The 21826-nt window shown below is 46.7% G+C and carries 20 protein-coding genes; 7 read left to right on the top strand and 13 right to left on the bottom strand.

The genetic code is table 11. The features are described 5' to 3' along the window. Positions 1–319: 319 nt before the first annotated feature. Positions 320–1912, bottom strand: coding sequence for a type II CAAX endopeptidase family protein (locus tag QUA16_RS21410; protein WP_333105556.1), 1593 nt, complete (start codon positions 1910–1912; stop codon positions 320–322). A 214-nt stretch (positions 1913–2126) separates the two neighbouring features. Between QUA16_RS21410 and QUA16_RS21405 the strand changes: the two genes are divergently transcribed. From QUA16_RS21405 to QUA16_RS21390, 4 genes are all read left to right on the top strand, one after another. Further along, entirely contained in the window at positions 2127–3488 is a 1362-nt protein-coding gene (locus tag QUA16_RS21405; protein WP_333105555.1) for a histidine phosphatase family protein, read from the top strand. A 243-nt stretch (positions 3489–3731) separates the two neighbouring features. Next, a complete protein-coding gene (locus QUA16_RS21400; protein WP_333105554.1) occupies positions 3732–5045 on the top strand; it encodes a dihydroorotase in 1314 nt (437 codons plus the stop codon). A 39-nt stretch (positions 5046–5084) separates the two neighbouring features. Beyond that, a complete protein-coding gene (locus tag QUA16_RS21395) occupies positions 5085–5294 on the top strand; it encodes a hypothetical protein (protein ID WP_333105553.1) in 210 nt (69 codons plus the stop codon). A 4-nt stretch (positions 5295–5298) separates the two neighbouring features. Then, entirely contained in the window at positions 5299–6054 is a 756-nt protein-coding gene (locus QUA16_RS21390) for a 4'-phosphopantetheinyl transferase superfamily protein (protein ID WP_333105552.1), read from the top strand. A 308-nt stretch (positions 6055–6362) separates the two neighbouring features. Here the strand turns inward: QUA16_RS21390 and QUA16_RS21385 are convergent, their stop codons facing one another. Further along, positions 6363–7100 carry a response regulator transcription factor gene (locus QUA16_RS21385; protein ID WP_333105550.1) on the bottom strand — a complete coding sequence of 246 codons (738 nt, stop codon included), beginning with the start codon at positions 7098–7100 and terminating at the stop codon, positions 6363–6365. Between the two features lie 534 nt (positions 7101–7634). Between QUA16_RS21385 and QUA16_RS21380 the strand changes: the two genes are divergently transcribed. Continuing rightward, the gene (locus tag QUA16_RS21380; protein WP_333105549.1) at positions 7635–8381 is read left to right on the top strand and encodes a creatininase family protein; all 747 of its coding nucleotides are present in this window, start codon (positions 7635–7637) and stop codon (positions 8379–8381) included. 536 nt (positions 8382–8917) lie between these two features. Here the strand turns inward: QUA16_RS21380 and ndk are convergent. Continuing rightward, entirely contained in the window at positions 8918–9367 is a 450-nt protein-coding gene (ndk, locus tag QUA16_RS21375; RefSeq protein ID WP_333105548.1) for a nucleoside-diphosphate kinase, read from the bottom strand. Positions 9368–10288: 921 nt separating this feature from the next. Here ndk and QUA16_RS21370 point away from each other — a divergent pair. Then, a complete protein-coding gene (locus QUA16_RS21370) occupies positions 10289–11047 on the top strand; it encodes a hypothetical protein (protein ID WP_333105547.1) in 759 nt (252 codons plus the stop codon). 1 nt (position 11048) lies between these two features. Here QUA16_RS21370 and proB read toward each other — a convergent pair whose 3' ends face one another. The 10 genes from proB to QUA16_RS21320 form a co-directional block, all read right to left on the bottom strand. Continuing rightward, a complete protein-coding gene (gene proB / locus QUA16_RS21365) occupies positions 11049–12146 on the bottom strand; it encodes a glutamate 5-kinase (RefSeq protein ID WP_333181329.1) in 1098 nt (365 codons plus the stop codon). Positions 12147–12303: 157 nt separating this feature from the next. After that, positions 12304–12825, bottom strand: a complete 522-nt coding sequence (locus QUA16_RS21360) for a YqeG family HAD IIIA-type phosphatase (RefSeq protein WP_333105544.1) — start codon at positions 12823–12825, stop codon at positions 12304–12306. A 149-nt stretch (positions 12826–12974) separates the two neighbouring features. Next, positions 12975–14099 (bottom strand): endolytic transglycosylase MltG, encoded by a 1125-nt coding sequence (gene mltG / locus QUA16_RS21355; protein ID WP_333105543.1) that lies wholly within the window; start codon positions 14097–14099, stop codon positions 12975–12977. A 247-nt stretch (positions 14100–14346) separates the two neighbouring features. After that, complete coding sequence (locus QUA16_RS21350) at positions 14347–14925, bottom strand: DUF3727 domain-containing protein (protein WP_333105541.1); 579 nt, start codon at positions 14923–14925, stop codon at positions 14347–14349. Between the two features lie 313 nt (positions 14926–15238). Then, positions 15239–15700: a Holliday junction resolvase RuvX gene (gene ruvX / locus QUA16_RS21345; protein WP_333105540.1), complete on the bottom strand. Its 462-nt coding sequence runs from the start codon at positions 15698–15700 to the stop codon at positions 15239–15241. A gap of 281 nt (positions 15701–15981) precedes the next feature. After that, positions 15982–17307, bottom strand: coding sequence for a GNAT family N-acetyltransferase (locus tag QUA16_RS21340; protein ID WP_333105539.1), 1326 nt, complete (start codon positions 17305–17307; stop codon positions 15982–15984). A 191-nt stretch (positions 17308–17498) separates the two neighbouring features. Next, positions 17499–18680 carry a F420-0:Gamma-glutamyl ligase gene (locus QUA16_RS21335; RefSeq protein WP_333105538.1) on the bottom strand — a complete coding sequence of 394 codons (1182 nt, stop codon included), beginning with the start codon at positions 18678–18680 and terminating at the stop codon, positions 17499–17501. A gap of 196 nt (positions 18681–18876) precedes the next feature. Then, positions 18877–19044, bottom strand: a complete 168-nt coding sequence (locus QUA16_RS21330) for a hypothetical protein (RefSeq protein ID WP_333105536.1) — start codon at positions 19042–19044, stop codon at positions 18877–18879. 55 nt (positions 19045–19099) lie between these two features. After that, on the bottom strand, positions 19100–19396 hold the full coding sequence (locus tag QUA16_RS21325; protein WP_333105535.1) for a hypothetical protein: 297 nt from the start codon (positions 19394–19396) through the stop codon (positions 19100–19102). Next, complete coding sequence (locus QUA16_RS21320) at positions 19380–19679, bottom strand: DUF1778 domain-containing protein (RefSeq protein ID WP_333051545.1); 300 nt, start codon at positions 19677–19679, stop codon at positions 19380–19382. The genes QUA16_RS21325 and QUA16_RS21320 overlap by 17 nt, the downstream gene beginning before the upstream one ends. 690 nt (positions 19680–20369) lie before the next feature. Between QUA16_RS21320 and QUA16_RS21315 the strand changes: the two genes are divergently transcribed. Beyond that, complete coding sequence (locus tag QUA16_RS21315) at positions 20370–21749, top strand: hypothetical protein (RefSeq protein ID WP_333105534.1); 1380 nt, start codon at positions 20370–20372, stop codon at positions 21747–21749. Positions 21750–21826: the final 77 nt, after the last annotated feature.

Raw genomic sequence — 21826 nt, 5'->3', positions numbered from 1 at the left:
ATAAATTAGCCGGCTTGTCAACTTCCGTTTGGTACGATCGCCCCGGTGAGTGTCTCAATCATCAGCCGACAAGATATTACTTCCATGTTAAACCCTGTTTTTCCGCTAAAATAAGCGACCGGGGCGGGTCTATCTGGATCTGTGGCTGAGATTACAGATTAGGGTGAACCCGCCCCTAATGAAATTCCGGTTATTTTACCGGGCTAGATATAAGGGGCGCACCGAACACCCTACTGGTGTTTTTGGCCAGAGTCGATCGCCCTGACGATCGCTCTTGCCAAAAACTCGGTTAATTCACAATTATTAACAACCGTCCGAATTAACTCGCACCGCCGCCCAAAAGAAATAGACTCAAAAGAGTACCGCTGTTCCAGAGACTGTGGAGAAGCATAGGAGCGAGGAGATTGCGCGATCGCGTGTACACAAACCCCAAAACCGCACCCAAAGTCGCCAAAGGCAGAATCTCAGAGACACTCAAGTGAGCCACAGCAAACAAGAAAGCAGAAGCTGCGATCGCCCCCCAAACAGGCAAATAGCGAGTCAGAGAAGGCAGTAGAAAGCCCCGAAACACAATTTCCTCAAAAACCGGAGCCGCGATCGCCGCAGTGCCGAAAAACACCGCCAAAGCCACGTTGTCCCTACCTTCGAGAACGATAGGCAAAATCGGATTACTGCCACCTTGTCCCTGCCAAAATTGCTGATTGATCAGCGACACCAAAACTACCAAAGGCAAAGCAACAAAATAGCCGCCAAAACCCCACAAAAACCAATTTCCCCGCCAATTAATCCGAAACCAACCTTCCGGGAAAGGCAAAAAAGACTTGACCGAAAAATACAGTACCGAAAGCCCCCCACCCGACAGCAACAAATAAGTAGCAAAGATATAAAAAGCCTTCTCGCGCGGGTCAAAAGTAGCAGGATTGAGTTTTAAAACAGCCAGAGAAACAGGCAGTAACAAATAGGGAATCAAGATTTGGCCGACAAAGAAAAAGCCGACCACAAGCACCTGCCAAACAATCTCACCGTCCCAAGGCACATCCCAAGTCAAGCTCGCATTTCGCGCCAACACCGGGCCGGAACCGGCTGTATCTAACTGCTTCCGCTGCAACAACCACTGCACGGTCAAACCAACCAGCAAAACCGTACCAATACAAAGTGCGATCGCCGGAACACCAACTATAATTGCCAACTTTTCTACAGCTTGCTGGGCCGTTACTTGCTCTCCTGCTTGCAGCGCCGCCAGCTCTTTAGAACGTTCTTGCAGCTTGTAAAGTTGAGCGAGAGCGCGATAGCGAAACCAGCCATCCAAAGACTTTTGAATGCGCGGCTCGGCATCCGGCAGCAGTTGAGCCGGATTGCTCCAAATTCCCGTTAAAACTTGAGCAGTTTCCACCGAAGAATCATCATCACTTTTAGTTTTGTAGCGCTCAACTAAATTTTTCCAACTTTGGAGAGCCACCTCAGTTTTGCCACTGCTTGCCTGCAAAATTCCCAATCGCAAGTCAAGTTCGTTTAGCAGCACAGACTGTTGATTGATCGACTCTGACAAAGCCTTGTTTTGAGCCAAAGTGAGAGTATTATCAGCAGACTTGGGGGCGATGGCAGACTGAATTCCTTTAAATTGTGCTTGAGTTGTTTCGAGAGTTTTGCGAGTCGAGTCTCGCGCTTCTTGATATTGCGTCAAAGCCGTATTTAAAGGATCTGCACCGACAATATTGGTGCGCGCCGAACTTAAATTATCACTCTGATTATTTTCTCCTTGCCACTCCGAGGCGTGCAGCAGCAAATTTGTCTGGTAGAGTTCCAGCCGGCTTTGAATTTGCGGCTGATTCCAACTAGCAAGTAAAGATAAACCGACCAGGGCGATCGCGATCGCCGTTAAAATACCTAAAATAACCCGCTTCAGTGTCATTCCTGCTTTTCCGTCCCGCGCGAATCCGTGGCTAAATCTTTTCCGTCTTTAATCATAGGCGTTTGCAGCCGAGAGTACCCCGACAACTGGTAAAATTTCACTGGCTCATCTTTTTGACTCGTCTCGCACCCGAAGACTGGGTAAGGCGTGCACCGCGCACCCGAAGCGCGTAACAGGCTAAATCTAAAATCTAAAATCTAAAATCTAAAATCGAATGACTCGCATTATCTTAGTCCGTCACGGCAAAAGCACATACAATCAAGAACGCCGCATCCAAGGCCGCCTCGATAAATCAATTTTGACAGAAGCAGGCCGCAGCGCCGCCCTGCAAGTAGGCGACACACTCAGCAGTATCGCCTTTGATGCCGCCTATACCAGTCCCCTGCAACGAGCCAAAGAAACAGCGGAAATCATCCTGTCGCGCTTGACAAATCCGCCACAACTCCAGCCAACTGATAATTTGATGGAAATCGATTTGCCTCTGTGGGAAGGAATGTTGCGCCAAGATGCGATCGACAAATTCCCCGAAGCATATCAGCAGTGGCAAAAACAGCCCGACAAATTTTCCATGAAACTGCCATCTGCTGACGGAGAAATCGAACACTTTCCCGTATTAGCCGTTTTTGCTAACGCCCGTCATTTTTGGCAAGAACTGTTATCGCGCCACCAAGACGGCACAATTCTAGTAGTAGGTCACAACGGAATCAACCGCGCTCTCATCGCCACCGCGTCGGAAATTACCCCGGATTACTATCAATCAATTCAACAGTCAAATTGCGGAATTAGCGTCATTAATTTTGGAACTTACCCTGTTACCAACGACGCACTTGGAGAGCCAAAAAAGAAAGTTGCAGTTCAATTAGAGTCAGTGAATTTAACTTCCCATACCGGGGAAATTTTTCCCAAACCGAGGGACGGACACCAAGGCCCCCGCTTGTTGCTGGTGCGTCACGGCGAAACCGACTGGAATAAAGCAGGTAAATTTCAAGGGCAAATAGACGTACCTCTCAACGATAACGGTCGCGAACAATCCAGGCGAGCAGCCGAATTTCTCAAGGACGTAAAATTAGATTTTGCGATCAGCAGTTCCATGCTGCGCCCGAAAGAAACTGCGGAAATTATTCTCCAATATCACGGCGGTTTGCAACTGGAACTCCGCGACGAGTTGAGAGAAATCAGCCACGGACTTTGGGAAGGAAAGTTTGAATCAGAAATCGAACAATCCTATCCGGGTTTGCTAGAAGAATGGAAAACATCTCCTGAAAATGTGCAAATGCCGGAAGGAGAAAATTTGGAGCAAGTTTGGACGCGGGCGATCGCATCTTGGCAAGAAATTGTACATTCTGTTTCTGGTACTGGAATTGTCGTTGCTCACGACGCCATTAACAAAGCAATTCTCTGCCACCTATTCGGTTTGGAACCCGAACATTTCTGGAAATTCAAACAAGGAAACGGAGCCGTTAGCGTGATTGATTATCCTCACGGCCCCGATGGTTTGCCGGTATTACAGGCGATGAATGTGACAACTCATTTGAGCGGCGGCGTTTTTGACCAAACAGCAGCCGGAGCACTGTAATTAGTAAAGTGCTGGGCCCGAACCCGTAGCGGAAGGAACGCCCACCGCTACGGGTTCGCGCCTGAAAAAAGTTTGAATTTTGATAACAACCGCGCCCGACGCTTAGGAAGTTCTTAATTCCTGAAACTAATGCGCTGGATTGCTTCTTCCTTCTTCCTTCTTCTTTCTATCCTTTACATCCGTTACATCCGTTACATCCGTTACATCCGTTACATAATCCGTTGCCGAACTTCCTTCTGTTATATGAGCCGCGAACTGCTACAAAATGTACGAGTGCTAGATCCAGTTTCAGGGAGCGATCGCATCGCTGATATTCTGATTGCTGAAGGTGATATCAAAGCAGTTGAGGACAAAATTGCTGAGTTTCCCGCTGACACAGAAGTGCGGGATTGCCAGGGACTGATTTTGGGGCCGGGATTAACAGATATCTACAGCCACAGCGGAGAACCGGGTTTTGAGGATCGGGAAACCCTGGAATCTTTGATCCAGGCTGCGGCGGCTGGGGGTTTTACGCGAGTGGCGATTTTGCCGGATACCTCGCCGCCTGTTGACAATTTAGCCGGTTTAGCTTTGTTGCAGCAACATATCCGCAATTTGCCGATCGGGCTGCCCCACTTGTATTTTTGGGGAGCGCTGACAGCGGGCGTTAAAGGGCAGCAGATGGCCGAGTTGGGCGAGCTGGCCTCCTGTGCAGTGGTGGGTTTTGCGGACGGTTTGCCACTGTCTAATCCGGCTCTGGTGAGGCGTTTGCTTGAGTATATCAAGCCTTTGGGCAAGTCTGTGGCTTTGTGGCCGTGCGATCGAACTTTAGCAGGAAATGGCGCGGCGCGGGAGGGTGCGGTGTCGGTGCGGTTGGGTTTACCGGGAATTCCGGCGAGTGCGGAAACTTCGGCTTTGGCGGCAATCCTGGAGTTGGTGGCCTCTGCGGGAACTCCGGTACACATTATGCGCGTTTCTACGGCGCGCAGCGTGGAATTGATTAGAGATGCGAAGGCGCGGGGTTTGCCGGTGACTGCGAGTGTGACTTGGATGCACTTGCTGTTGAATGTCGGGGCACTTTCAGGAAACTCTCAAGATTCCGGCGGGAAAAATGCTCTGACTGCTTCGTTGGCCTACGATCCGAATTTACACCTAGAACCGCCGTTGGGCAATCTCAGCGACCAATTAGCGCTGATTCAAGCTGTGAAAGATGGTGTAATTGATGCGATCGCGATCGACCACAACCCGCATACTTATGAGGAGAAAACTGTGGCTTTTGCTGATAGTCCGCCCGGGGCGATCGGCTTGGAATTAGCTTTGCCTTTACTGTGGCACGGACTGGTAGAAACTGGCGAATTTTCGGCTTTAGAACTGTGGCGAGTGTTGAGTACCGGGCCGGCCGTTTGTATCGGGCAAACCCCCGCCACGGTTGCACCGGGAGTCTCTGCTGAGCTGATTTTGTTCGACCCGCAAATGAGTTGGACTGTTGACGGGCAAAGTCTGAAGTCGCGATCGGCAAATACGCCTTGGTTGGGACAGCAATTAGCGGGAAAAGTTGTACAAACCTGGATTAATTGATTCTTGCGATTGAAATTCATCTGTTGTAGAACAGCCATCTTGCCTCTTTCTCAAAGTAGAACAGGCATCTTGCCTGTTTCTCAAAGTAGAACAGACATCTTGCCTGTTTCTCAAAGTAGAACAGACATCTTGCCTGTTTCTCAAAGTAGAACAGACATCTTGCCTGTTTCTCAAAGTAGAACAAAAGCAGAACAGGCATCTTGCCTGTTTCTGGGAATGCTGGATGAGGTGACTCAGAAAAGAAGATAAATACATGATTGCTGCTTTTGATTCGTGGAAGTTCCCACCGCAAAACCTGACATTGAATCTGGGCGAAATTCATGTTTGGCGCGTGTCTCTGGCTCAAACAGAATCTTGCTTGCAGAGTTTACAAGAGACTCTCTCTACAGACGAGCGGACAAAAGCCGAGGGTTTCCACTTTCCCAAAGGTCGATCGCAATTTATTGTGAGTCGTGGCGCACTCAGAGCGATTCTGAGTCGCTATATTAACATAAATCCTCACATTTTGCGCTTTGAATACAATCCCTACGGCAAACCCTCTCTCATCGCCGCCCAAGGTGGAAATACCCTGCGTTTCAATTTGTCTCACTCAGGAAACATGGCTCTAATTGCGATTACCAAAAATCGAGATATTGGTGTCGATATTGAAGGAATAAATCCCAACTTTCCTTGCCTAGAAATTGCTGATAAGTTTTTTTCACCATTAGAAAAATCTGTATTGCGTTCGCTCCCAGAACATCTCCAACCCAGAGCTTTTTTCACCTGCTGGACTCGCAAAGAAGCCTATATCAAAGCAGTTGGTAAAGGACTTTCTATTCCCCTGAATCAGTTTGATGTCAGCCTCGCACCAGGAGAACCTGCAGCGCTGTTAAATGTTGAAGAAAACCCCGAAGAAGCATCGAGATGGTCTTTAATTGAATTATTTCCCAGTTCAGATATGGTGGCGGCTGTTGCGGTTGCAGGAGATTGCTCGAAACTTCATTGTTGGCAGTGGACAGGGGAGTTTTGAGTTATACTGAAATGTTGAACCATTCTCAATCAGCTTTTTATGAACAGGCTTTTCGGCCTGTTCCACAAAGAGTGAATTTTCTTGTGGAACAGGCCGAAAAGCCTGTTCTTGAGAATGTTGCAAGATGTTAGTTTATACAGCTCGCCCAGGGTAAAAGAGAACGGCAACAGTCGCTACAATAGGTCTACGGGTTGCACCTCCAAGCTATTGTATTGCCCACCCTCCATAGACAAATAAGGACACAAAAATGTTGTGTCCTTATTTGTCTATTCGACTGCAATTTGCCACTCTACAACTGATTTAATAATTTAACCAAATCGATAGCCGAACCCGCGTACCGTAATGATATATTCCGGTTGGCCCGGATCTATTTCCAACTTTTCGCGCAGCCAGCGGATGTGCACGTCAACTGTTTTGCTGTCTCCGATAAAATCTTGGCCCCAAATTTTTTCCAGCAACTGATCGCGAGACCAAACTCGCCGGGGATTACTCATAAATAGTTCTAGTAAGCGAAACTGTTTAGGAGAAAATTTCACTTCCAGACCACGAACCAACACGCGGCACTCTTCAGGATACAGAGTTATGCTCTTATATTGCAGCATCCTCGGTTCCGGTAACCGACTGAGGCGCTGGCGTCGCATCAGCGCCCGACAGCGAGCGATAAACTCCCGCATTCCAAAAGGCTTGGTCAGATAATCATCCGATCCGGCTTCTAGGTAAAAAGCGCAATTGTTGGCACTTCCTCTAGCACCGATAATCAAAATAGGGACGGGATTTCCTTGATGCCGTAACATTCGACACAGATCCAAACCGTTAATTGAATCCATAATTAACAGGTTGAAGGCAAATTCGCCGTGGTATGAAGAAGCCTGTACAGAAGGCAGGGCGTTGCGCCCGTCGCTAGTAACCACCACCTCATAGCCCTGTTCTTTAAGGGCTAAAGCTAGCATTTCCCGCAACAGATCTTCACCTTCCAATAACAAGATACGGCCGGCTTGTCCAACAGCCAGCCTTGAAGGACTTTCGCTTAATTCAGCAGAAGACATAAATATCAGTGGGAGTTATGTTTGTATGTGGCTAGCGCGAGGTACCTTCTTCAGTAGCTGAGGCACTCTCGCGCTGCGATCGCTTGTACGATCGCCAGAAAGTTCGATCGCTTAGAATCCTTCGCCCGTCCATCCCACAGACACGCGCTCGACCTTTGCTACTTGCTCATGTAAGGAATACAGCCGTAGAGCAGTTGCCGGAACCGCGCTGTCTGCCTGCGTCCAGGCCACAGAAGTCTGGTCATTTTTCGGGGTCGGTGTTAATTTCATAAAACATTGCCCGCTGTTAATTGACCACGTAACACCCAATCTATAGGGAGATGCTTGTTATACTACTCTTAAAAGGTTATTAAAAGGTAAAATTTTGGTAATCAATTGGTTAAATTATTAACGTTAAGTAATATAACGGTAAAGTTGCGATCGCACTGTAGAGCTTTTTTTAAGAATACAATAATAAACTGGCCCAAATTCCTTTTTCTTCCCGTGCCGGCTACGATCGACGATAGCAAGTAAAAATTATGTAGACTGCCTATCATGTTGCTGCATTTGAGTACCTGGCCCGAGGTAGAAGCTTATCTCGAAAGCTCCCGAGGCATAATTATCCCGATCGGCTCCACCGAACAGCACGGGCCCACCGGCTTGATCGGGACTGACGCCATTGCTGCCAGGGCGATCGCCCGCGGTGTCGGCGAAGCTGCCAATGCCTTAATCGGCCCGACAATTAATGTAGGGATGGCCTTGCACCACACCAGCTTTCCCGGCACAATCAGTCTCCGACCGCAGACCCTGATACTGGTAATCAGAGATTATATCACATCTTTAGCAAAAGCGGGATTTGAGAAATATTTCTTCATTAACGGTCATGGTGGCAACATTGCCACCATGAAAGCAGCATTTTCCGAGACTTACGCGCATTTGTCTGACTTAAATTTACCGAATGCCACAAGAATCCAGTGTCAAATCGGCAACTGGTTTATGTGCGGTTCAGTCTACAAACTAGCAAAAGAATTGTACGGAAACCAAGAAGGCTCCCACGCCACCCCCAGCGAAGTCGCCTTAACCCAGTACCTTTATCCAGAAGCAATCAAGCAAGCTCCGCTTTCGGAAGAAGTCGCTTCCGGGCACAAAATTTTCGGTGCTGCTGACTTCCGCCGCCGATTTCCCGATGGAAGAATGGGCTCAAATCCGGGCTTAGCAACCCCCGAACAAGGTCAGCAGTTTTACGAATTAGCAGTCAAAGAATTGACTAATAATTATTTGGAGTTTTTAAGTTCTGATTAACGTTTTTTTTTCTCGTTACCAGGCTCTTCCTGTTAACGAGAAAAAATCTCAAGCTCTTCTATATTGTACGGTGATGAGTGAGTCAGCGACATGATATTTCCTATCAATTCCGGCTACCCCGGAATCATCTCAAATCCGCGCTTCATCGTCGGGCGTAAAGTCTAATCAAGCTGCCAATAAATAATTCGCGCAATTTTCATTTTTTTAACATCGAGTCAACAGTCAGTCGATTTTAGATTTTAGATTTTAGATTTTAGATTTTAGAATTGACTCCACAGATGAATCTGGGAGGTGGAAATTAGGTGTAAAATATTTCCCTTGTCAACAGTCAACAGTCAACAGTCAACAATCACGGACGCTGCAACCGGAATCGATATCATCTATCTGAGAAAGGCTATAGCAGTTCTCAATCTTGGTGAGGTATACCCTATGCCCTATGCCCTATTCCCTATGCCCTATGCCCGCTTATCAAGCGTGCACCTCATGTTACTGAGAAAGGCTATATCTCCCGATTAACCATCGGGAGAATATCAAAATTATTCCACAATCCAAGGAGTTAAAGAAGGTGTCCAAGCACTCAATTCTTCTTCCTTGAACCAAAGGCTAATTTCCGCACGGGCAGTCTCGACAGCATCAGAACCGTGAATCAGATTACGGCCGACATTGACAGCAAAATCGCCCCGAATTGTCGCCGGTTCTGCATTCAGAGGATTTGTTGCGCCAATGATTTTTCTCGCCGATGCCACAACGCCGTCGCCTTCCCACACCATCGCCACTACAGGGCCTGAAGTGATAAAGTTTACCAATCCAGCAAAGAATGGTTTTTCTTTGTGAACATCATAATGTTGTTCCGCTAGTTCGCGACTCGCCGTCATTAGCTTCATACCAACTAGCTTAAAGCCCTTGGCTTCAAAACGACCGATAATTTCGCCGACGAGTCCGCGTTGTACGCCGTCGGGCTTAATCGCTAAAAAAGTCCGTTCCAAGATTAACTCCTATAATTGTGTTAACTGATCCAAAAGATAGAGTAACTCACAACGCACCTAAAGGCAATTCTGAGAATGGGAAATTGTCATTTGGAGGCTGATGGCCGCAGGAAGAAGGAATAAGGAATAAGAAGAGGGAAGAGAAAAGAGGGAAGAAGCAATAGACTTTTTGCAAAAGTCCTTTTAAGCAAATTTTCGGACGGGCAAGATGCCCATCCCACAAGAGAAAAAACTTTTTGTGGGATGGGCATCTTGCCCGTCCCAGCTATTTTTGCAAGAGGTCTAATAAAAGCAAGGGTTAAAGAAACCGGGTTTCTACGATAAATTTTTGTTGAGCAGGGATGAATCTGCAAAGAAACCAGGTTTCTAGACTCCTATGCGTCTAGGACTGATTTGCATGGATTACCGCGATTTTGTATACAGCATTTTTTAGGAGTTCGAGCAGAATGCTCATTTGCCTATATTAAGTTAATCAGCCTTTAAATTATCGGTCAATAAATAATCACACTCTTGTGGGGTGGCTTTGAGCAACGCCCGAAATATCCAATCTAAATGTATAGCATTTTATCTCTAGGGAACAAGATGCTCGAACTTCTGGCACAATATGATACAAGTCAATCGATTTTAGATTTTAGATTTTAGATTTTAGAATTGAAGCCATCGACCCCACGGATAAATTCGGGGGCTGGCTTATCGGATACAGGTTTTTTATTTTTCCGTCCTGAGTCTGCGAAGGAATGAATCCGGGGCTTGTATCCGGGATGCTTTCCGTCACAATTTGCTGTGACTGCAAACACTCTTACCTATGATCTCAAATACAAATATGTATGATAATAAACACAATTATTTAGGCTCAAAAATATAGATAATTAACAGAGGTATGAAGAGTATCTTGACAGCAACTATTTAGGCGAAAAAAGTATGAAAGCCATTGTAGCATTCATTGAACCCAAAAAGCAAGAGTTTGCCAAATTGCCCTTGTTTGACTTTCTAGCCAATAAACACATTCACGCGAATCAACGACTAATTTTTGCACCTGTCCTCGCTCCTTTGGCGGTGGGATTGAGCGATTTAAATAAATATGTATTGCGAGAATCTTCTAGTAATAGCAAAGTTCAGGAACTAATTAATAAATATACTTATAAAAAAAACTATTACTGGCACGACTATCTAGAATACCTAGAGGAACTAGGCTTAAACCAATTAATGAGTTACGGCGACTTCAGACTGCTTTGGGGTGAAGAAACTAAAAAAACTCGATCGCTATGTTCAGTGATCGAACGCTACGCTTGGAAAGCCTCTCCTATTCAGAAACTGGTGTTAGTGGAAGCCCTCGAAGGAACGGCCCAAGTTTTTTTTGAAGCGGCGCTAGCAGTGGTAATGGAATTACAGCAAATTAACAAAAAAGAATCTGTTGATTTTGGAGGATCTTATGGGGGTTTAGAAAATTATCACCTTTTAAACACGCCAGAGATGTTGGAAATTTTAGCAGAGATTAAACTTACTAATGCGGAATGCCAAGCAGCTTTAGAATTAGCACAAAATGTATTTGAACTGTTTACAGAAGCGATGAACGAGCTATTCAAACACAGCCAAACAAATTCTTGCAAGACTGTGCTGCAAATATCCTCAATTTCTACCTTCGCTCATTGCCCGATCGACAGTCTCGATATTTGTTAATTTAAACAATCACTAAATTATCTCGGTGTACCGCCGTTTCTACGCCTGCATAGCCTAAAATCTCAGCAATTTTCTCTGACTTGCAGCCCTGGATTTGTCTCAATTCTAAACTGCTATAATTCACAAGCCCTCTAGCAATTTGGTTGCCGGCTGCATCGCACAACTGCACGGAATCATCAGCTTGAAATTCTCCTTCTACTTGAGCAATACCCGCAGCTAAAAGCGATTTTCCGCCGTGGGAAATTGCCTTGACAGCACCCGCATCTAAATATAGTTTTCCGGCGGGAATTAGCACGTTAGCTATCCAGTGTTTGCGAGCGTTTACAGGGCGCGGTTGAGGCTCGAATTGAGTACCGATCGACTCTCCGTTAAGTATTTTCTCGATATTACCAGGAAAGCAGCCGTCAGTGATGACAGTCCGCACTCCCGATGCAGTTGCTATTCTCGCCGCTTCAATTTTTGTCACCATTCCACCGGTTCCCCAACCGCTGCGGGAATCTCCTGTTTGTACCTGAAATTCTGTGAGCTGTGCCATACTTTGGACTAGGGCGATCGGCTGCGCGTCGGGATTGCTGCGCGGATCGGCGGAATACAGCCGATCGACATCTGTGAGCACAAACAACCAATCTGCTTCTACCAAACTCGCTACTAGCGCCGAAAGCGTGTCGTTATCGCCAAATTTAAGCTCGTCTACCGCTACTGTATCGTTTTCATTGACGATCGGAATCACGCCCAACCTGAGCAATTGCCCAAAAGTATTGCAAGCGTTAACATAACCATTACGCTGCACTAAATCACCCCTCGTGAGCAATACTTGAGCGATCGGCTGTTGTAGAGTAGTAAACAAGTCATCGTACACCCGCATCAGCCGCCCTTGGCCCACAGCCGCCACAGCCTGTTTCATAGCCATGTTTCGCGGGCGTTCCGTCAAACCCAAGCGCGCGCAGCCAACCCCAACTGCACCCGAAGAAACCAAAACTACTCGATGACCTTGCTGCCGCAAATCAGCTAAAATTTCGACCAATGCAGCAATAGTTGAAAGAGCTAAGTTTCCTGTAGTCGATCGAGTCAGAGTTGAAGTTCCAATTTTAACAACAATAGTTTTAGTCTGTTGTCTGTTGACTGTTGACTGTTGACTGTTGACTGTTGACTGTTGACTGTTGTCTGTTGCCATTAGTTACCAATTCCCAATTCCTAATTACCAATTCCCAATGCCCCATGCCCAATTCCCAATTCCCAATTCCCCATGCCCAATTTTAATCTTTAATTTTCAGAGATGCCCCCAAAGCTTGAGACACCCAAACTTCAAAAGAGCGCACCGGATACTTGCGAAGCGCATAACCAGCATCAACCATTGGTTCCACTAAAATAGTGAACATACCCAAACGATTGCCTGCTAAAACATCAGTAAAAAGTCGATCGCCCACCATCGCCACCTGTTCCACCGGCAAATTCATCGCCGTCACAGCTTTTCTCAACTTGCGGCGGGACGGCTTAGCTGCACCAGTGATGTATGGTAGATTCAAAGAATCAGCAATTCGACCGATCCGATTTTGACTTAAATTATTGCTTGCCAACCATAGCGATACTACGGGTTTAATTTCTTGTACCCACAAGCTGAGTTCAGGAGAAGCATTCATTGCCGTAATGGGAACGAGAGTTTCGTCCACATCCAACACTAATCCTTTAATCTGATATTTCTGCAGAATATCAGCCGTTAACTTCATGACTGAATCGCCGAGAACTAAGTCAGGCTGTAGTAGTTTACCCCAAGTCATAATGATTTTAGATTTTAGATTTTAGATTTTAGATTGAGAAATAAGAAATTGGGAGTTAAAGATTGAAAAAGCAAAAAATCAAAAGTGAATAATTATTGCTTTTCCTTCGTTACTTTTGACTTTTTACTTTTGTATTAGTCATTGCCCATCTATTGAGTCGATCGCACTTTTTGGTCAACTTGAGCCACAGCAGCATTGTGTTCGGCCAGAGTGCGACTGAAAATGTGAGTGCCGTCGTACCGCGCCATGAAATACAGATATTCTGTATTTTCAGGAGTCAGAGTCGCTTCCAGACTGGCGATTCCCGGAGATGCGATCGGAGTTGGGGGTAGTCCTGGATTTATATAAGTATTGTAAGGAGAAGGGGTTTCTACTTGCTTAAAAGTCAGAGGCTTTTCCTTAGTTTGCCTGATGCCGAGAGCGTATTCAACTGTCGGGTCAGAGCCCAATGGCATACCCTTTTTCAGACGGTTGTTGAACACTCCAGAAATGCGGTTCCGCTCGGAAGCAACCACAGCTTCTTTTTCCACAATACTCGCCAAAGTCACCCATTCTTTGAGAGAGAGCTTCGTATTATTCTGATTTTTTTGATATACCGGCAAAGCTGTCTGCTCGAAACGAGTGAGCATTTGTGCGATCGCAGCTTGAGGAGTAATTCTATCGCCGTCTAGCTGATAAGTATCCGGGTACAAAAAACCTTCTAAATGAGGCAATCCGCTCGGCAGCCAAGGGTATTGAGCGTAAGGAATTTGACTCGCGGCCGCCATAAACTCCTTAGCCGGGAAAAAACCTTGCGCTTCAAAATAAGCGCTCATTTGTTGCAGCGACCACCCTTCTGGAATCGTGAAACTCTGCTGTACGACTTCGCCCTTCCAAATTTTGTCAGCAACTGCACTCAGAGGCTGAGTCGGCGACAGTTGGTAAGTTCCTGCTTTAAATCCTCCCTCGCGGTTTTGCATAGTCAGCCAGCGGGCCCACATATTCCATGCCGAGCTCGATCGAATCAACCCCGCGGCCTCTAAATCCCGGCCGATTTTTTGACTGGGAGTACCCTCCGGGATTTGGATCGAAACAGCAGCATCCTCTGCCGGATTCCCCGATGAGGATGTTATTTTAGGCGGCGCCGAAGCCCAGCTCCACCAAGCCCAGCCTTGCCAAGCGCAAACCCCCCAGATTACCGGCAGCAACGCCAGATAAAACAACCATTTAGAGACTTGCGGAGTACCTTTTCGGCTCTCGCGCGCGCTGCCTTTTGTCATTTGTTCTTTATTCATAGTCCGTTGTCTTGGATAAGCGGCGGGTAACTAGCGACTAATGACTGATGACCTGCGATTGATGACCGAAAAGTTACGAATACAAGCCCTTTAAAAGACCCAATTCACGCGGCCCAATTCAAAAGCCCGATCGCGAAGGCAGAAGCGGCCACCTCGAAAAAGTTCGATCGGGCGAGCAGTTTACTTTTTTATAAAATAGTAAAAATTTCTGCTTTTTGCCATCAGGCCTTGTGCCTGCAATTAATATCTAATCAAGCTCGTCAAAGAACTGGTCTTCCAGCATAGGTAACATCGGTTCCAGCCTTTGGAACTCTTCTTCCGAGAGCAATTCTGGCTTGCCGTCGTCATCCATTCTAGCCAAGATAAAGAACGGGTCTAGAGGCGTATAAATCGCATATTCCTGTTCTTCGTGGTAGAAACTGGTCAGCCACATCAGTTCCTCGAACTCCGACTCCTCATCTGGATCGACATCAGATGCCATATCCTCTTCGGGAAATTCCGGCAATTCGCCAACTACAGTCAGCGTCACTGCCGTGCGTCGGAGGGTCAAGTTCTGCTCTTGCAGCACAACTCTAGCTGTATCAAAAATTTTGTCAATTTCGGTCTCGTCTTCAACAGGAATTGCTGCTTCGTCGGTATCGTCTCCCTGCCAGGTAAAAATTTCTACGGGTGAGTCAATCGGAAGCAGCAAAGCGTATTCTTGACCTTCTAGGTTCATAGAATATTCTATGTTGCAAGTCAGCGATCGCCCAACTTCATCCGTCAGGGTGACGGACTCTTCGTTGGAATTGCCATTCTCTTTTTTGCGGTATGGGGATGAGGACATCGCGTGTATCTTAGTTTTCCGTCAATAATTCAGTAACGTTGGCTTGACAATTGGGAATTTTCGTGGCGATATTCTGGCTAAGTGGGCGATCGCCAGTCCACAAGCTTAAACCGCGAGACTCGCTGCCTTTTCGACAGGCGAGGAGTGCAGCGTTTAAATCTCAGTCGAGTCAGCAAGCGACACGGAGGACAAATCACGATTTTTTGCTTCTTCAGTACCGAGGGTACAGCAGAATTTTCTCCAGTTTGTCAAGGGTTACAGGTGTGCGTAGCAAACTTGCACAACCAGGATATCACGCCTTTGTTACCAGCTATCAAGGATTGGGAGGGGCACAGATATTTTGCCTCCGCTCGTCTAGCCACTGCTGCAAAATCAGGGCTGCTGCTTTGCGATCGATCGCACCCTTATTATTTTGCGACGGCGAAATCCCTGAAGCTTTCATCAATTCCTCTGCCTCAACTGAAGTCAGGCGCTCGTCCACGTATTCTAGGGGGAGCTCTAAGGCGGAGGCGATGCGATTCGCATATTTCTGCACCTGTCGCGCTTGAGCACCCAATTCTCCGCTCAGGGAGTAGGGCAAGCCTGCAACCAAAATTTGCACTCTCCGCTCTCGCACGAGTTCTCGGAGATAAGCTACGTCTCGATCGAAGGACGATCGTACCAGTGTTGTAATGCCCGTAGCTATTAAACCAGTGCCGTCACACCCGGCGATGCCGACTCGTTTGAGGCCGATATCTAATCCCAGTGCTGAAATCCATAATTTATCGTTGGACATTATCAATCAAGCAATTTTAGATTTTAGATTTTAGATTTTAGATTTACTGTTTTTTTTCGCAAATAATCTTATTTAACGAACCGCGAAGACGCGAAAAACGCAAAGGAAGAAGAGAAGAAAGTAAGAAGAAGATAGGTAATCTTAGGTTGATATTAATAATTAAAAGATTAAAAGCAAAAGGGATGTTTTGGAATTATGACAGAAAAAAGGAATTTCTTTGATGATTAATTCTATTTTTTTCTGCCTTCTACCTTTTACCTTCTGCTTTTAACTATTAAGTATTAACTTTTGTCTTGGGAGCCTTCGTCTAGAGGCAATTCGGGCAATTTTAGAGGCAAAATGCTGCTGCTATCTGTTGCCGAGGATTCGGAATTTTGGAAGTTCAAGGGGTTAACTTGATTCGTTTGGCTGTTTCCTGAGTCAGCCAACAGCGGTTTTATCTCGGAGGATGCGGGCCCTGCTGTGGCTTCCCCAGCCATCGGGCCGAGCCAGGACATCCTGCCCGGTACGGGTTTGCGAGTTGGCTGGAAGCTTTGCAGCATTTCTGATAGCTGGAGTCCTTCGAGAGAGACCAACTTGGACTCGCGCAATTTGTGCCACACCGATCGAGACATCAGCAAACTGTGTTCCACGCGCACAGCTCCAAATTGCTCTAAATAAGCTTCCCGTTCCGGCTGATAGTCAGCGGAAGCCAGTTGCAGGCTTTGAACTGGGAAATCTTGAACGAGGCGCGCCATCTGGGACAGCAGTTCTGGGTAAAGCCAAGTGTAGGCCGGGTGTACAGTCAACTGGGCGACGTGCGGTTGCTGGCCGTTGCGAGATAGCTGCACCTGAAAATAGCCGATCGCGGCTTTGCGCTGCGGTTCAAACACGTAACCGCTGACTACCTCGGTTTTGGCCAGCCACTGTCTGACACCTTCGACTAAAGCGCCGAAAAAACTGGTTTTGAAATCTTGAATGTGGCGATCGAATACTTGGCGCACCAGCGGCGGCATAGACGCGGTATCCAGTTGATAGAGCAACTGAGCGTCGGCGTTGCTCACAGGCAGCAGGTTCGGCAAATCTGGGGTCGAGGAAGCCATTTCTTGCAGGCGTTCTGGGGCGATCGTCCAGTATGTCATCTGGGCCAAAGGCTGAAACCCGTTTTGCCGGTACAAAGCCAAGGAAGTGTTGTCGCCGACATTCACTTCCAACAGCCACGTCCGCGCCTCCCAGACTGCCTCAAAGCAGTACCGCAGCAGCATGGAACCAATTCCTTTGCTGCGGGCTTCCGGGTCTACTCCTATGCGATCGATCCGCCAAGTGCTGCGGGTGCGGTTGAAAGGAGAAATCTGAATTATGCCCTTAACGCTCCCCTCTTCTTCGGCAACATGGGCCCGGAACAGGGACTGACAAGGGTTGGGAAACAAGCTAAAAATCTTTAGTAGTCCGTACCAGCGGCGAATCTGCTGCAACTTTCTACCTAGTACCACGTCGCAGCTTCCGCCTTTGCTGTTTTCTGGCTCTTCGGCTGTTTCCGCGCACAGTTGTTCCATCACCTCGATATCGCGATACTGAAACGGGCGAATCACAACCTGGTTTTGGTTTTGGGAGGGAAATGAAGTCATAGCATAAAAGTGGAGAATGGAAATTTAAAAATAAAAATTCAGAAAGGGGAAGAGTTAGGGAAGTTTTGAGTTTTGAATGGGTTAATTTTGAGTTCAAAACTTCTAACTTTTGATTCTTCTCCCTTTCTTGCTCGATCGAAAATTAAAAATTTCAAATCATCTTTTTGAATTTTTAATTTTCTGTTTTCAACTCAAGATTTTTGTGGCAGAGGTCGAATTACAACGACTGGTGTGCGCTCGTCAGCATTCCCGGCGGGGTTGCTTCGCAAGGCTTGCTCTAAGAATGTTACCGATAAATCGGAGGTCGCTGCTAATATCTTAACTGCTTTCAAGTCATTAGCGTCTACGATCGCCGCCGCAAGTCCGGTTTCTCGTTGAATTTCTTCTACAACTTGCTGGGGATTGTCCGGGCCTAGGACAATAAATTGGTCGAAGGGAGGCAAAGTCCCGGTAACGTCGTCGATCAGTCTGGCTTGTTCCCCTGCTAGTTGGTAAAAGACTCCCGGTTTACCGAATATTTTAGCCACAGCGCCGATCGCAAATGCCGCGACTACCCGCCAAGGTCCAACTACATCCACCAACGTCTGCATTCCGCAAGCAGTGGCTAAACTCGACATCGGCAAGAAAAACAAGCACACTCGCTTTGCCGCCCATCCGGGTTTGACTTCGCTGGGATGGCGATAGCGTCCCTGCATCAAAGCTAGGGGAGTTTCTGCCAGGGCGACTATATCGCCTTTCTGGGCGCGCGGCAGCACGTACCGTTTGACAATTTCGACGGGATTGTCCAATTCCGTCAAGATGTGGGTGCGAATCGGCAAGACTTCTGCAACTCCGACATTTCTGGCGATGGGTACGGTGTCCGAGTTGGGAAATTGCAGGGGAACTACTACGTTACGGACTTTCGGGATGCGCCCGCCCGGGCCGTAGGTGACGAAATGTATTTGCACCCAAGCGGACTGCAATTTGGTTAAATCTTGCCCTTGAATGTCTACAGAAACTTTAATTTTCGTGTTTTTTTGGGCTTTAACAATATAGCCGAACCAGTAATCGTCTGCTCTGGCAGCTGCGTCTTTGTGGCAAGGAATCACCTTTGTCTGGGAGGTAACGCCATCCAAACTTCCGTCTGACAGCAGTTTCACCTGTGCCCGCACTTCCGGCAACATAATCTCAAACCGCTGTGTCAGGTTGCGGAACTCCATTTCCCCGACTAAAAGATAGCGGTTGGGTTCCGAGATGGCTAAGTGCCATTCTCCGGCTGTTAGTTCTAGTTTATTTGCACTCCCAGTCCGGCGATAGTTCAACTCTAGGCCCAATCCGCCCAATGCTAGCAGCGAACCGGCTGCTGCGATTCCTGTTGCTAAAGTCTCAATCACTCTAATTACCGCCAATAATATTTTGTGTTTACTTTAGTCGATCTCTGTCACTTCGATCGACGATCCGGTAGTAATTGAAGTTTTGGGGATTGTTGGGGGATCTCGAACTTATGCCCAATTACGCGTAAGTGCGATCGCGCGTCTGCGCTGGCGGGGCTGGAGAGTGGGATGGGCGATCGGTTTTTAACAAAATCAACTAAATGTTATAATTTTGACAAAGTTCTTCCACCGATTTCATTGGTAGATAAAGCTTCATCGGGTTTTGTTTAAACTTTTGAAAACCATATTTTTGATAGAAATTGGCTGCTGGCTCATCCAGAGCTTCTGCAATGACAGCGAGAGATGCAACTTGTGCAGTTGCCAAGAGTGCTTTTGTCAAAGCATCTATCAGAATCAACTCACCGAGATGTTGACCAAGGTCAAGTGCGATCGACTGCCAAACGACCGAGCAATGTAGCAGGTAGAAGGGGATAGCGGGGCAGCTTTTTTGCAAAAGATTCATTCAAATCTGCGAGTTCAATGGTATATGCAGAAAGCGTATAATAGGCAATTACATCAGTGTTGGAAGACTCCACTAAAACGAATACGATTGCGACTTTCTTTTTGAGATCCTGAGAAGCTTGTTTACGGATGTAGTTGTCCAAACTATCTTGTCCACAACAAAAAAGCTCTCTGTGATGTCTGCTGCTATCTAAGGGTTCAATTGTGAGTACCATCGCCCATCACTTGTTTGTAGCGCAAGGCTGCTGCTTTGAGAGCTTGATTCGGCTGGGTTGGATTCAGGAGGGCATTTACGAAAGCCTCGCTGTCGTCAAGGTCAAGTTTCAGTCTTTGGTGCTGTTCAATAACTTTGGAAGCGACTGCTTGAACGCTGGCGATGACGAAATCTGTTAAGGTACGTCCTTCTAAGTCAGCGGCTTTTTGCCAAAGGGCTTTAATCTCTGGACTGATACGAGCCTCCAATCGGGCTGACGGTTCCGATTTAGTAGTTTTAGTCATACAAAATACGGTAGATATAATCTCTCTATTATATACGGCAAAATGCCGTATGTGACGCTAAAATTTAGGAGCGATCGAACTTATGCCCAATTACGCGTAAGTGCGATCGCCTCGGGTGGCTACAGCGGTCAAGTTGCTGTTCCAAGAGCTCTCCTCGTGAGTTAGATCACTCCAAAATCTGAGCTTGCTTAATCTGGGTATGAAAAAAATTAGTTGAAAATCCCGAATCTTTGTGGATACTGGTTTCTCTGACTTGCATATTTAGCCTTTTCTACCGTAAATCAGCAACGTCTACAAAACAAATCACTTAATTCAATTATTTAATAGTAGCAACTTTTTTTAGAATATATATTTCTTTAGAAGTTAAGTTATAAGCTGGAGTTTCATATTATTTGTTTTGGAAGATTTATTAATCATTTAATCTGTAAAAAAAAATCTGTATACATGAGTTATTTTTGGCTCGCTAAGCTAAGACTGTTCCAGATGTGCGATCCTCTTCGAGGGCTTCGCTAACGCCAGCCTCCAGCTTCTTCAAGGTCGAATGAACAGCGAGCCGCTAGCGCCGTAGTGGTCAGTACCTTTAATAATCTACTTCTTAAGTAACAGTCAAAATCTAGTTCTTAGGCAGTAGATTTTCTGAGAAGTATATAGTTAGGCTAGTAAATGTAGCAGTAATACCCAAGGATATCTATGACTGATAATAACCAGCCTTTTAACCAGCCTGAAGCCAATCGTGACTTCCATGAAAAGAATGTTGACAATAGCGAAAACCAGCAGCTTCAGGCTCAGACTAACGAAAATGCAGAATCACAGGAAGATCAATCATCAGGTTCAGGCCTTGGTGCGAGGATAGCTGGAGCAGCAGTCGGTGGTATACTAGGTGCTCGCTCTGGAGGCATTATTGGTGCTGTAGCAGGCTCAGTTGCTGGCGCTATGATTGGTAAAGGTACTGCTGATACTGTTAACCGTGCTGTAGATAATTTAGGGGATGCAGCACACAGCGTAGCAGACGGTATTACACACACTGTAGAAGAGCTAGGGACAGTAGTAAAGGAAACTGCTGAGGAAGTTAGACCATCTATCAAAGCTACAGCAGAAGCAGTCAAGGAGACTGTTGAGGAAACTAAGCCTTCGATTAAAGGTATAGCCGAATCTGTCAATGAGACAGTTAGGGAAGCCAAGCCTTCTGTAGTAGATGCAGTCAAGAGTGCATCCGAGGAAGTCAAACCTACGATTAGAGAAGTAAAAGATTCAGTCAAGCAGACAGTCGAAGGTGTCAAGCCTTCTATACAAAGTGCAGCGGACTCTATTAAGAGTACGGCTGATGAAATTAAGCCTTCTGCCAAAGCTGTAGCTCAGGAAATTGAGGGGGCAACTAAGGATCTGAGATCGACTGTAAAAGATACAGCTAAAGCAGTTGAGCCATCTATAAAAAGTGCAGCCGAATCGCTTAAGTCATCTGGCAAGAGTGCTGCTGAATCAATGAAGTCATCTGCTCAAAGCGCCGCCGAATCTGCTAAAGGTGCAGCGCAGGATGTTAAGTCATCTGCCCAAAATGCAGCCGAATCTGCTAAAGATGCAGCGCAGGATGTTAAGCAGGATGTTAAGTCATCTGCCCAAAATGCAGTCGAATCTGCTAAAGGTGCAGCGCAGGATGTTAAGCAGGATGTTAAGTCATCTGCCCCATATGCAACCCCATCTCCTCAAGGTGCAGCGCATGATTTTAAATCATCTGCCCAAAATGCAGCCGGATCTGCTAAACCTGCAGTGCCTGATTTTAAATCATCTGCCCAAAATGCAGCCGAATCCGCTAAACCTGCAGTGCCTGATTTTAGGCCCTCTGCCCAAAATGCAACCCCATCTCCTCAAGGTGCAGCGCATGATTTTAAATCATCTGCCCAAAATGCAGCCGAATCTGCTAAACGTGCAGCGCAGGATTTTAAGTCATCTGCCCAATATCTAGCCGAATCCGACGCAGAGGAAAATAAGGATAGCGATATTCACATCTCCGGCAGTCCTGAACTCAAGGATCAAGTGGTCATTCATGACAAGAGAATCATTAAGGACTAGTTGACATCCTCCCCGCCGTAAACGGTCGGGGATTCTAAACATCACTGTTTAGGCTTCCTCTTTCCACGACTCGACTT

The organism is Microcoleus sp. S13_C3, assembly GCF_036700905.1.
Classification (GTDB): Bacteria; Cyanobacteriota; Cyanobacteriia; order Cyanobacteriales; family Microcoleaceae; genus Microcoleus.
The sequence above is the reverse complement of the archived record's forward strand: the minus strand, read 5'-3'. Positions and strand labels throughout refer to the sequence as shown.